Origin of the sequence: Streptomyces sp. NBC_00247 (assembly GCF_036188265.1) — a bacterium.
Classification (GTDB): Bacteria; Actinomycetota; Actinomycetes; order Streptomycetales; family Streptomycetaceae; genus Streptomyces.
Map to the genome: position 1 here is coordinate 981,021 of NZ_CP108093.1, position 12,174 is coordinate 993,194.

A 12,174-nucleotide genomic window follows, 5' to 3' on the forward strand; every position below is an offset into this window, starting at 1 on the left:
ACGTACGCGGGGGTCATCACCTCTGCACGGGCAGCGAACGGATCGCCCGGGAAGGGGGGAGCGCTCATGAGGCTCGGAATCGGGATCGGCTGGCGTCCGGAGATCGCGGACGCGGTGGAGGCGCTGGAGGGCGTCGAGTGGGTGGAGGCCGTGGCGGAGAACCTCTGCGCGGACCATCTGCCCGAGTCGTTGGTGCGGCTCCGGGAGCGGGGCGTCACGGTGGTGCCGCACGGGGTGGCGCTGGGCCTCGGCGGCGCGGAGCGCCCCGATCCCCGGCGGCTGGCAGACCTGGCGGCGCGCGTGGAGCTGCTCGGTGCGCCGCTGGTGACGGAGCACATCGCGTTCGTACGGGCCGGGGGGCCGGCGGGCGGTGCGCCCGCGCTGGAGGCGGGCCATCTGCTGCCCGTACCCAGGACCTGGGACGCCTTGGACGTGCTCTGCGAGAACGTGCGGATCGCTCAGGACTCGCTGCCGGTGCCGCTGGCGCTGGAGAACATCGCGGCGCTGGTCGGCTGGCCGGACGAGGAGCTGACGGAGGGGCAGTTCCTGGCCGAACTGGTCGCGAGGACCGGGGTCCGCCTGCTGATCGACGTGGCCAACCTCCACACCAACCACGTCAACCGGGGCGAGGACCCCGCCACGGCGCTGGACGAGCTGCCGGCGGAGGCCATCGCGTACGTCCATGTGGCGGGCGGGGTCGAGAAGGACGGTGTCTGGCACGACACGCACGCCCATCCGGTGACGGCCCCGGTGCTGGAGGTCCTGACAGAGCTGCGCTCCCGGGTGGACCCGCCCGGTGTGCTGCTGGAACGCGACGAGGACTTCCCGCCCGCCGAGGAGCTGGCCGGCGAACTCGCCATGATCCGCAAGACGTTGGAAGCGGCGCGCCGGTCGGTTCGTCCGAGCGGTGCGACGCGCGGGTCGGCGCGCGGGTCGGCGCGTGTGGCGCCCCCGGCCGGAGACACGACCGACGCCCGTGAGCGGCTGGCCGGGGCCCAGGCCGGGCTGCTCGCCTCGCTCGTCGCCGGGGCCCCCGTACCCGCGGGCTTCGACGCGGAGCGGCTGGGGGTGCAGAGCCGGGCCCTGGCCGCCAAGCGGGCCGGCATCGTCGCGAAGGTGGCGCCGGAGCTGCCGGAGATCCTGGGACCGGGTTACCGCCCCGCGTTCCTCCGGTACGCCGAGGGCCGGCCGCCCGCATCCGGCTACCGCCGTGACGCACTGGCCTTCGCCGAACATCTGCTGGTCTCGGGCGAGCCCGCCGACGACGCGGCCCGGCGGCGGCTGACCCACTGGTGGCAGGACCGCGCGGCGGCGCGGCCGCCCCGGCGCACCACCCGGCTCGTCCGCGCGGCACGTGCCGCGTTCACCACGTCCACCACCGCGCTCAGGTCGTCTTCCGGGGGGAACCGATGATCATCAACCTGCTCGCACTGCTGCTGACGGTCGCGATCGTGACCTCCAGCGTGCTTCTCCTGACGACGGGCTCCGGGAGCGGCGGGCGGTACACCGGCCCCGGCGCCCAGGTGCGGGACGATCACGAGGCCGCGTTCCTCAACGGCGGCCCGGCGAGGGTCGTGGACACCGCTCTGACCGCCCTGCACACCGACGGCCGCGTGGTGATCGGCGGCCCGGGCATCGTCTCCGTCGTACGGGCACAGCCCCATGATCCGGTGGAGCGTGCCGTCTTCCACGAGCTGGCGCTCGCCCCGAACGGGGCGCTGCACATCCTGCGCCTGGCGGTCATGCACCACCCCGCCGTGCAGGAGATCGGCGACGGGCTGGCTGCCCGGGACCTGCTGGCGCGTCCGGAGGAGGTGCGGACGCGCCGCCGCTGGGCGGGGATCCAGGGCCTGGTCTGTCTCGCGCTCTTCCCCGTGTCCATGGTCGCGACCTTCGTCCAGTACGCGGTCATCGACGGATTCGGCGAGATGCCTTTCCCGTTCATCGTCAAGATGCTGCCGGCGATCTTCTTCGGCGGAGTGTGCGCTCTGGTGGCGGGGTCCCGCGCCCGGGCACGGATCACCAAGGCGGGTCAGGCAGCGGCGCGGGCGTACCGTACGGCCCGCTCCGGCTCGGGCGGTACGCCCGCGCAGTTGGTGGCCGCCTTCGGGCTGCGGTCACTGGCGGACACGGCGCTGCGCGACCAGTTGACGGCCGCCACGCGATACGGGGCGCCGGGGTCCCCCGTCCGGAGCGGGTCCTCCTCGGCGCGCCACCACGGGGCTGCCGACTCGTCCGTGGCGGGGGCGGCGATGGTGCCCGTGGTGTGGTGCGCGGGGACGGGTCCGGGCGGCGGCTGCGGCTCCGGTTCCGGTTCCGGTTCCGGTTCGAGCTGTGGCGCGGGGAGCGGGTCCAGCTGCGGTGGGAGCGGCTCCAGTTGCGGCAGCGGAGGTTCGAGCTGTGGGAGCAGCGGCTCCAGTTGCGGCGGCGGCAGCTCCAGTTGTGGCGGCGGCAGCAGCTCCAGTTGTGGCGGCGGCAGCAGCTCCAGTTGTGGGGGAAGCAGCTCCAGTTGCGGCGGCGGAAGCAGCTGAGCGCGGGGACGACGGGGACGCGAGCCGGGACCAGCTGAGCACGGGGGCGCCGGGTACGCGAGCCAGGACCAGCTTGAGCGCGGAAGCGAAGGGTACGTACGCGAGCCGGGAGCGCCGACCAACGGGTCCACGCCCATGAGCGGCTCCCGTCACGTTCGTCACGGCCCGCCCGCCCGGGGTGCGGCGGGCGGGCCGTGACACCATGGCGCGATGATTCTGGGCACGGGACCGAACGCGGTGGAACTCCACCCGCTGCGCCATCGGTTCGCCAGGGCCCGGGGCAACCCTCACGACGACAACTGGCTGATCATCGGATGCGAGGTAACCACTCCCGAGAGGAGTTGGTCCTTCGCCGACCCCGCCCTGCTGATCCACGAAGCCCATCAGGTCACCGACTGGCTGCGCGGGGTGGCGGCGGGGACGATCGCCCCGTGCGGGCCGGACGGGGCAGGCTACCTGTCCCCCGACACCTGGTTCGTCGAACCGGTCTTGGCGTTCAGCCTCGCCGACCGCGGTGAAGGAGGACTGGTGCTTCGGATCCACCTCTCCCTGGAGGCGAGGCCCCCGGGGCGACAGGGCGAGGACGAGCCGGACCTCTACCAGTACTTCGTCCAGGTGCGCACGGACGCGGCCGGGGTGCTGCACGCGGCCGACGAGTGGGAACGCGCCCTGGCCGCGTTTCCCCCTCGCTGATCACCCCGGGCAGCGGCCGGGGTCCGGGGCGACGGCCGCAGGGAACTCATCTCCCCACCGCCTCGGCGATGTGCCGGGCCACCTCGGCGGGCGTGAGGTGGGTGGTGTCGACGACCTCGGCCTCCCGGTGGAGCCAGGTGCGGGCGGCCTCGGCGTACGGGTCCAGGTACTTCAGCCGGAACGCGGAGGGGCCCATGACCGAGTCGCCCTCGATGCGTCCGCGGAGGGTGTCCTGGTCGGCATGGAGGACGAAGTGGCGTACGGGGATGGCGTGGCGGGCGAGGCCGGCGCTGATCTCGCGCCAGTACTCCTCGACCAGGACGGTCATCGGCATCACCAGCGTGCCGCCGGTGTAGTCGAGCACGTGACGGGCCGTCTCGACCACCAGCGGGCGCCACGGGGGCCAGTGCTGGAAGTTGTCGAGGGCGGGCAGCCCGGGCTCGATGTCCATGAGTGTCTCGCCGACCTTCTCGGCGTCGAGCACCCGTGACTCCTGGATCAGCCGCTGCACGAGTGCGCTGGTCGTCGTCTTGCCCGCGCCGTGGGTGCCGTTGAGCCATACGATCATGGCCGCCAGGCTACTGGGGGCGGTAATCGGCCACCCCACAAGCGCACCACCCCCTCTCCTGTGTCCGTATGGTGAACGGACCGGACCGGTTTCTCCTCGGCTCGCATAGAACTCGGTCATGGTCTGGTTGATATGTCTGCTGATCGCATGGGCCGCGGCGGCCCTCTCCTGTCTGCGGCTCTGTCTCGCCGCCGCCAGGGCCGCCCACCCGGGAGCCGCCCCCTCCCGCCGGCCGAGCCCGGCGGCGTACGACCTGAGCCTGTACGAGACGGCCTTCCTGGCCGGCGGTCCTGAGCGGGTCGCGGACCTCGCGCTGGTCTCCATGCATCTGCGGCAGAGCCTGCTGCTGGCCCACACCGGCTGGGCCACGGTGGTGGACCCCCATGGCCGGGACGACGTCGAACGCACGGTGATCCGGGCCATCGGGCCCGAGGGGCAGTCGCGGATCGCGCCGGTACGGGCCGCCGCCGCGGCGGCCGAGCCGGTTCGCGCGCTGGCGGACCGGCTGGTGGCGGCGGGGCTGGCGATGCCTCAGGCGCTGCGCGGCGCGACGGCGGCGGCGCTGGGCGAGGTGCGGCGCACGGCGGTGCTGATCGTGGTGCTGGCGCTGGCGTCGGTGACGCTCCCGGGCCGGTCGCTCTCACCCGGTGGACCGGCGATCGTCTGGTTCGTGCTGCCGCTGGTGCTCGTGGTGGGCTGCCTGCTCATCGTGCGGATCGAGAACCACCCGTACAGTCCGTGGGCCTCGCCCGCCGGGCAGGAGTGGCTCGACTCGCTGCGGACTCCCGGCCCGGGGCGCGGCACCCACCTCCATCTGCTCGCCGCCGTCGCCGTGCGCGGCCTGCACGCCGTGCAGGACCCGCTGCTGCGGGCCGCCCTGACGGGCCGTCGCGCCGGCCGCACGGGGCACGCGTACTGATCGCGGCGCGCCGGTCGGTCACGCCGGACACGCCTCCGCACGCCGTCAGCCGGTTCTTTACTTCGCCTTCCGCGCACCCGACGATCCTCTTCCCCGCAGGACGTCCCGCGGGGCAAGGACGAAGGGACCATCCGGTGAGAGCAGTCACGCGGTACGCGACGGCCGGGGCACTGGTCCTCGCCGCGCTGCCCGTCGCGTCCGCCACGGCAACCACCCCGGCCATCATCCCGGCGACCGGGACGGCGGCCCGGGCGGACGTCACGGTGCCCGAGGCCTGGGGGACGATGATCGCCGCCGGACGGGCCCGGGAGCGGGGCATCGCGTTCGGCGACTGCCCGGAGCGCGAGATGCTGCCCGAGTCGCTGCGCTGCGGGACCTTCACCGTGCCGGTCGACTACGCGCACCCCTACGGTCCGCGGATCGAACTCGCCGTCAGCCGTACCGCCGCCACCGGCGACGCGGCGGAGCACCAGGGCTCGCTGGTCTACAACCCGGGCGGTCCGGGCGCGGCGAGCATCACGTTCCCGCTGGTCGGCGACTGGGCGGCGTGGCGCAAGACCGCCCGCGCCTACGACCTGGTCGGTTACGCCCCGCGCGGTGTCGCCCCGTCGCCCGCGCTCTCCTGCCGTCCCCCCGGGGAGCCGGCCGGGGCGCCCACCGACTCTCCGCAGCAGCCCTCCCGAGCGTACAAGCGGGAGCGGACCGCCCTCGCGAAGGCGTACGCGGACGGCTGCGCGCTCGCCGCCGGGCCGGCGCTGCGCCACTACTCCTCCCTCGACGGCGCCCGCGACCTGGAGGTGCTGCGGGCCGCGCTGGACGAGCCGCGGCTGACCTTCATGGGCACGGACCAGGGCGCGTACGTCGGAGCGCTGTACGCGACGCTGTACCCCTCGCACGTGCGCCGGATGGTCTTCGACTCGCCGCCCGACCCCGACGCCCGGCAGGTCGGCTACCGGGCGGGGCTGGCCCGCTCGCGTGCTCTGGAGTCCCGTTTCGAGGACTTCCTGTCCTGGGTCGCCCGGCACGACGACGTGTACGGCCTGGGCACGACGGCCGGCGCGGTGCGCAGCCGGTACGACCTCGTACGGGCCGAGCTGTCCCGGAGTCCGGCGGGCGGTGCGGTCGGGACCGCCCAGCTCCAGGCGGCCTTCCTGGGTGCCGCGTACTACGACGACTACTGGGCGATGCGGGCGTCGGCCCTCTCCGCGTACGCGAAGGGCGATCCGGGGCCGCTGATCACGCAGGCGTCCCCCCGGCCGTACACGGCGAAGGGCGACGAGAACGCCGACGCGGTGCGCACGGCGGTGGAGTGCAACGACGGGGTGTGGCCCGCCGAGTGGCGGACCTGGGACCGCGACCACACCCGGGCGGCCCGTCGGGCCCCGTTCGCCACCTGGGCGGGCGCCTGGGCGAACCTGCCGTGCGCCTCCTGGCCGGAGCCCGGTCGGCATCCGCTCGACGTGCGGACCGGGCGCGGCGGGCTCCCGCCGGTGCTCGTCCTGGCGGCGGAGCGGGACGGGGTGACGCCCCACGCGGGGGCGGTGGAGCTGCGACGGCGGCTGCGCGGGGCGGTACTGGTCACGGAGCGGGACGCGGGCTCGCACGGCATCGGCGGCGCCGACAACGCCTGCGTCAACGGCCACCTGGAGACGTACCTGCTGACGGGCCGGGTGCCCGCCCGGGACGTCGAGTGCGCCCCGCACCGGGAGCCGAACCCGGTCTCGCTGAACCGCGCCGTCCCCCGGGACGCGGGGCCGCGGAGCCTCCTGCGGGGCGAGCCGGGGGCCTGACGGGGGCGCCCACCGGGTCACGTCGACCGCACGACCGCCATGGCTGCCGCCGCCGCGTCGAAAACGCGGTGCAGGACGGGGACCGGGATCGCGGGGTTCGTGACCGCGGCGCCCGCCGTCTCCCGGTCGTGCAGCAGTCCGGCCAGGACGCGGGCCGGCAGCCGCGGATTGCGGACGACGGCGGCGCGGACGGCGGCCGCCGGGTCGTTCAGCAGCCGCACCGCGTCGGCGGGTGACAGCCGGGGGTCCTCGGCCGCGCGCCGGCGCACCTCGGCTTCAGGGTCCCGGACCAGGCGTGCGACGTCGGCCTCCGTCGACTCCGGATCGTCCAGGGCCAGTCTGCGCATCCGACCGCTGGGGTCGGTGATGTGGCGCAGCAGGCCCGTACGGGGAAAGTTGGGATGGCTGCGCGGCCGGTCGGGGTGGCTGAAGCTGCCGTCCCACCACCGCCAGACCTCCAGCAGCATGTCGGCCGGCGCGTCCTCGCACGATTCGGCGAGGAACAGTCGGACCGTCCGGTCCTCGTCCCGCGCCAGACGTGCCACGGCGTCCGGCGGAAGGTGCCGGGCTCGGGCCACACTGCGGCGGACCAGCGGATGGGACGACGCGGCGAGGCGGCGCATCGCGTCGGCGTCACCGTGCAGGTCTTCGACCCAGGACAGGGTGAGCGACATGGACGTCGGGTCGAAGTCATGGCGTATCCCGGCACGTTGTTCCTCGGTGAGATCGGCGCGCAGCGCCACCGCGGAGCGGACGCCGCCTCGCGGATCGTCCGACAGTACGGCGACGCCCTGTGCGCTCAGGCCCGGGTTGGCGGCCATGGCCCGTCGCGCCTCCGCGTCCCCGCTGCGGACCAGATCCGCCTCCAGCGCGGGCGCCAGGCGGCACCGTTCGAGCGCCCTTCGCGGATCGGGCAGAGTGGCGAACACCTCGTAAGGCATGGGTACGCCGGTGTGGTGGGCGAGCAGCGCGTCCGTTCGCACCGTGTGGTCGGTGTCGGACAGCAGACACTCCCGCAGCGGTGAGGGGAGCTCCTGCCAGCGGGCGCAGGCCGCGGCCCGCACCCGGGGATCGGGGTCGGCCACGAGGCCGGGGAGGTGCTGTGCGGGGAGCCCCGGAAGTTCGGCGGCTCGCGCCCGGGACGGGCCGGCGAGGAGGTCGTCGTACAGGTCGTCGGGGAGCCCGGCGCCCCAGGCGTGGGCGTGCTCGGCCCAGTGGACGCGTCGGTCCGGCGACGGCTCGGCGCGGACCAGTCGTATCCACTGATCGGGCGTGAGCCTGGGCCGGAAGGTGTCGGCGGGTCTCGACCGCAGCCGCGGGTCGGGGTGCGCCACCGCAGCATCGAGAACGGCGGGCCGGTCGCATCCGTGCAGGAAGCCGTCCTCCACGTCCAGCAACCGGATCAGGAGTTCGTCCGGCGCGGCCGGATTGGATCCCAGCCACTGTGCCCAGTGCAGAGGCCACGCGTGCCGGCCGGGCACCTTCGCCCACACCTCGGCGCGCTCGGCCTCCGTTTCCGTCCCGGCGGCTTCGGCGGCCTCCTCCAGCCGCTCCGGCAGCCGGTCGAGGGCCGTCACTCGCGGCCCGTCCGCGCCGGGTACCTCCGCCAGCAGTACCTGCCCGTCGAGGGAGAGCGCCACGTACCCGGGGTCGCGGGTCAGCTCCGGCACGCCGCTCCCGGCGTACCGCACCCGGGTCCACCAGGAGTCGTTGCCGCCGACCCGGTGGCCGAGGACGGCCACCAGGAACTCGCCGTCGGCATCGCGCAGACGGCGCCACCACGCCGCGTCGAGCGCCTCGCGGGCCGCTCCCGGCGGTGCGGCGGTGCCCCGTGCGATCCGCAGGCCCGCCTCCGGCGGGAACAGGCTGCCCGGGGGCACCTGCTCGACGACCGTGAGTCCGGCGTGTGCGAGCAGTTCGTGGAGTTCTTCTCGGCGCGGCACGCGGTCATGGTCCCAGCCGCTCGCGGTGGGAGAAAGCGTTCGGCCCGGGCTTACCGGAGCGGGGCAGGGAACGGCGGCGGCGGTAGCCGTACCCGGGCGGGCCCGTGAACGGCCGTCAGTCCGCCCGCTCCGCCATCTCGGCGGCGTACGGCGGCTGGGCGCCCGCCACCGCGCAGGTACGGGCGGCGACCGCGACGGCGAACTCCGTCGCGTCCCGCAAGGCGGGCTCGGTCAGGCCGTCCAGACGGCCGCCCAGCAGCCCGTCCGCCGCGAGGCGGTGGAGGAGTCCGGCGGTGAAGGCGTCCCCGGCGCCGATCGTGTCGACCACGTCGACCGCGGGCGCGGGCACCCGGACGCCGAAGTCGCGGGTGCGGGCGAGGGCGCCGTCGGCGCCGAGGGTCACCACGGCGAGCACGGCGCCCGCCGCGAGCAGCCGGTCCGCGGCCTCCTCGGGCCCGGTCCCCGGCATCAGCAGTTCCACGTCGTCGGCGCTGACGCGGACGATGTCGGCCAGCGCGCACCAGTGGGGCAGCCGGGCGCGCAGGTGCTCCACGTCGGCCAGGGTGGGACGTACGTTGGGGTCGAGGCAGACGGTGGCGGTGTCCCGGGCGTGTTCCAGGGCGGCTTCGATCGCGGCGGCGCCCGGCGGGAGTGCGAGGGCGAGGCTGCCGGTGTGGACGCAGACGGAGGGCGGTACGGCCGCCAGCGCCGCGGTGAGCTCGGCGGGGGTCCACTGCCAGTCGGCGGTGCCGTCGGCGTAGAAGTCGTAGGAGGCGCCGCCGGTCCCGTCGATCCGCGCGAGGGCGAGGGTCGCGGGGCGGGAGCTGGTGACCGAGGGGCCGAGGTCGGCTCCGGAGGAGGCGAGCCGCTCGCGCAGCAGGGTGCCGAGGGGGCCCTTCGAGAGGCGGCCGGCGAAGCGGGTGGGGGTACCGAGCCGGGCGAGGGCGACGGCGGTGTTGGCCGGGCCGCCGCCGGCGTGGACGGTCAGCGGGGTCGATCCGTCCGGGGCCGTCGTGCCGACGAACGCGTCGGCGACGGCCTCACCGATGACGGTCACGGGCGCGGAAGGCGAGACGGGCGAAGACGTCATGACCTGGCCTCGGGCTTTCTTCTGGGACGGCCGGGAGGCGGTCGGACCGCCGAGCCCCGGTGCCTCGCGGAGCGGGACACCCTTGGCCCCTGGCCCTGGGTCCCGGGGCGTGCGGGTCACGAGGACCACGCACGCCCCGGAAGGACGCCGGTGCGGCACGCAGGCTGCGAGCCGCACCCGGAGCCGGACCCGGTGTCGCTGGAACGGCTGTCCGAGACGCTGGAGGCGTCCGGACGCCGTCTGATCTTCCGGGTCGGGGGTGGCCGGGAAACGCCGGCATTGCGAGTCGGGCCACCAGGTGTGCGGGTGGCCGGCGGCCTTCCGGGAGGGCCCCCGGGAGAACGCCGACCAGAGGACCCTACGCGAGACCCGCGACGAGGTCGGCGACCGCCTTGCGGCGACCGGTGTAGAACGGCACTTCTTCGCGCACGTGCAGCCGCGCCTCGGAGGCCCGCAGATGGCGCATCAGGTCGACGATGCGGTAGAGCTCGTCGGCCTCGAAGGCCAGCAGCCACTCGTAGTCGCCGAGCGAGAACGAGGCCACGGTGTTGGCGCGGACGTCGGGGAAGCCGCGGGCCATCTTGCCGTGGTCGGAGAGCATCCGGCGGCGGTCCTCGTCGGGCAGCAGGTACCAGTCGTAGCTGCGCACGAAGGGGTAGACGCTGACGTAGTCGCGGGGCGTCTCGTCGGCGAGGAAGGCCGGGATGTGCGACTTGTTGAACTCGGCGGGGCGGTGCAGCGCCATGTTCGACCAGACCGGCTCCAGGGCGCGGCCCAGCTTGGTGCGCCGGAAGAGGTTGTACGCCTCCTGGAGCTCGTCCGAGGTCTCGGCGTGCCACCAGATCATCAGGTCGGCGTCGGCACGCAGACCGGAGAGGTCGTAGGTGCCCCGGACGGTGATGTCCTTGGCGGCGAGCTGGTCGAACAGCTCCTGGACCTCGTCGGCGTAGCCCGCGCGGTCCTCCGGCAGCACGTCGCGCAGCTTGAAGACGGACCACAGGGTGTAGCGGATGACCTCGTTGAGGTCCTTGGCCTTCTTACCGGCGTTCGGGATCTTCTCAGGCGCACTCATACGGCTATTGTCCCGCCTCGTCTTCCGTGCCCCGAACCAGGGTCGGCGTGGCGATGATCTCCCCGGCGATCTCTCCCGTCCGCGCCGCCCCGGCGGCCCCCGTCACGGCCGCCCGGCCAGCTCGGCCGCGATCTCGTCGGCGGCGCGCCGCGCGCTGCCGACGCAGGCCGGGATGCCGACGCCGTCGTAGACCGCGCCGCAGACCCGCAGGGCGGGCAGCTTGGCGACCTCACCGCGGATGCGCTCGACCTTGGTGAGGTGGCCGACCGGGTACTGCGGCAGTCCGCCGATCCACCGGGTGACCGTGGTGTCCACCGGCTGGGCGGTGAGGCCGGTCGCGGTGGCGAGGTCGCGGCCGGAGAGCGCGGCGAGTTCGTCGTCCTCGCGGTGCAGGTGGTCGTCGTCGCCGTACCGGCCGACCGAGGTACGGAGCACGAAGAGGCCGGGGGCCGCGTCGGCCACCCACCGCCACTTGTTGCTGGAGAAGGTGGCGGCCTTGATCGTGCGGCCGTCGACCGGGGGGACCAGGAAGCCGGAGCGCCCGCGGAAGGCCTCCACCGCCTCGATGTCCCCGCGCCGGAACGCCATGGTGATCAGGGCCATCGAGGCGTACTCGACGCCCGCCAACTCGGCCGAGGCCGCCGGGGATTCGGCGGCGAGCAGGGTGGAGGCGGACCAGGCGGGGGTGGCGAGGACGATGCCGTCCGCGGCGATCACCCGGTTCTCCGTACGGACGTCCCAGCCGGCCCCGGTACGGGACAGGCCGAGCACCGGGGTGGCGGTGAGGATCTCGCCGCCGGCGGCCCGCACGGTGTCGGCCACGGCGCCCGGAAGGGTACCGAGACCGCCGTCGATGCCCTGGAAGACGGGCCCGCCCGCCTGCTGGGCGGCGCCCCGCTCCTGGACCCGGCGCACCCCGTCGAGCAGCGGGCCGCCCTCCCGGGCGATGTCGAAGAGCTGCGGGACGGCGGCCCGCATGGAGATCCGGTAGGCGTCGCCCGCGTACACCCCGCCGAGCAGTGGCTCCACGAGGCGGTCGACGACCTCGCGGCCGAGCCGGTCGGCGACGTACGCGCCGATCGCGACGTCGTCGCCCACGGCGGTGGCGGTCAGCTCGCGTTCCTGGGCGATACGGGCGATGCCCTCGGGCGAGAGCACCTCGCGCAGCGCCTCGGGGTCGCCCGGGACGCCCATCACGTGGCCCTTGGGCATCGGGCGCAGCGCGTCGCGCGTCCAGAGGGAGGCCGAGGCCGTGGCGGGCGGCTGGAGGCGGTCGCCGAGTCCGGCGGCGCGGGCCAGGCCGACCGCTTCCGGGCGCCTGGCGAGCATCGATTCGGCGCCGAGGTCGACCTGGACGCCCGCGACCTCACCCGTCATGAGCTTCCCGCCGAGCCGTTCCGAAGCCTCCAGGAGGGTGACCCGTACCCCGCTGCCGAGCAGCCGGTGGGCGGCGGCCAGTCCGGCGATCCCCCCGCCGATGACGACGACGTGCGGCTCGGTCGCGTGCGCTTGCTGTTCAGAACCCTGCATGGGTCCACTCTCTCAAACCTCGAACGAGTCCCGACCGT

Annotated in this window: 9 protein-coding genes and 1 pseudogene; 5 read left to right on the top strand and 5 right to left on the bottom strand. The window is 74.7% G+C overall.

Features of this window, described 5'->3' with window-relative positions; translation table 11 throughout:
- Positions 1–66: 66 nt before the first annotated feature.
- The 3 genes from OHT52_RS03965 (at position 67) to OHT52_RS03975 (ending at position 3,224) form a co-directional block, all read left to right on the top strand.
- The gene (locus tag OHT52_RS03965) at positions 67–1,413 is read left to right on the top strand and encodes a multinuclear nonheme iron-dependent oxidase (protein ID WP_328718721.1); all 1,347 of its coding nucleotides are present in this window, start codon (positions 67–69) and stop codon (positions 1,411–1,413) included.
- Positions 1,410–2,531: a TIGR04222 domain-containing membrane protein gene (locus tag OHT52_RS03970; RefSeq protein WP_443046488.1), complete on the top strand. Its 1,122-nt coding sequence runs from the start codon at positions 1,410–1,412 to the stop codon at positions 2,529–2,531. The genes OHT52_RS03965 and OHT52_RS03970 overlap by 4 nt, the downstream gene beginning before the upstream one ends.
- Before the next feature lie 210 nt (positions 2,532–2,741).
- Entirely contained in the window at positions 2,742–3,224 is a 483-nt protein-coding gene (locus OHT52_RS03975) for a WapI family immunity protein (RefSeq protein ID WP_328718722.1), read from the top strand.
- Between the two features lie 46 nt (positions 3,225–3,270).
- Here OHT52_RS03975 and OHT52_RS03980 read toward each other — a convergent pair whose 3' ends face one another.
- Positions 3,271–3,792 (bottom strand): AAA family ATPase, encoded by a 522-nt coding sequence (locus OHT52_RS03980; RefSeq protein WP_328718723.1) that lies wholly within the window; start codon positions 3,790–3,792, stop codon positions 3,271–3,273.
- A gap of 118 nt (positions 3,793–3,910) precedes the next feature.
- Between OHT52_RS03980 and OHT52_RS03985 the strand changes: the two genes are divergently transcribed.
- Positions 3,911–4,711 (top strand): TIGR04222 domain-containing membrane protein, encoded by an 801-nt coding sequence (locus tag OHT52_RS03985; RefSeq protein ID WP_328718724.1) that lies wholly within the window; start codon positions 3,911–3,913, stop codon positions 4,709–4,711.
- 134 nt (positions 4,712–4,845) lie between these two features.
- Entirely contained in the window at positions 4,846–6,501 is a 1,656-nt protein-coding gene (locus OHT52_RS03990) for an alpha/beta hydrolase (protein ID WP_328718725.1), read from the top strand.
- A 17-nt stretch (positions 6,502–6,518) separates the two neighbouring features.
- Here OHT52_RS03990 and OHT52_RS03995 read toward each other — a convergent pair whose 3' ends face one another.
- The 4 genes and pseudogenes from OHT52_RS03995 to hemG all read right to left on the bottom strand — a co-directional run bounded on the left by OHT52_RS03995 (position 6,519) and on the right by hemG (position 12,136).
- Entirely contained in the window at positions 6,519–8,444 is a 1,926-nt protein-coding gene (locus tag OHT52_RS03995) for a hypothetical protein (RefSeq protein WP_328718726.1), read from the bottom strand.
- 115 nt (positions 8,445–8,559) lie between these two features.
- The gene (locus OHT52_RS04000) at positions 8,560–9,534 is read right to left on the bottom strand and encodes a carbohydrate kinase family protein (RefSeq protein ID WP_328718728.1); all 975 of its coding nucleotides are present in this window, start codon (positions 9,532–9,534) and stop codon (positions 8,560–8,562) included.
- A 358-nt stretch (positions 9,535–9,892) separates the two neighbouring features.
- On the bottom strand, positions 9,893–10,606 hold the full coding sequence (gene hemQ, locus OHT52_RS04005) for a hydrogen peroxide-dependent heme synthase (RefSeq protein ID WP_328718729.1): 714 nt from the start codon (positions 10,604–10,606) through the stop codon (positions 9,893–9,895).
- Positions 10,607–10,610: 4 nt separating this feature from the next.
- Positions 10,611–12,136 (bottom strand): annotated as a pseudogene (hemG, locus tag OHT52_RS04010) (protoporphyrinogen oxidase).
- Positions 12,137–12,174: the final 38 nt, after the last annotated feature.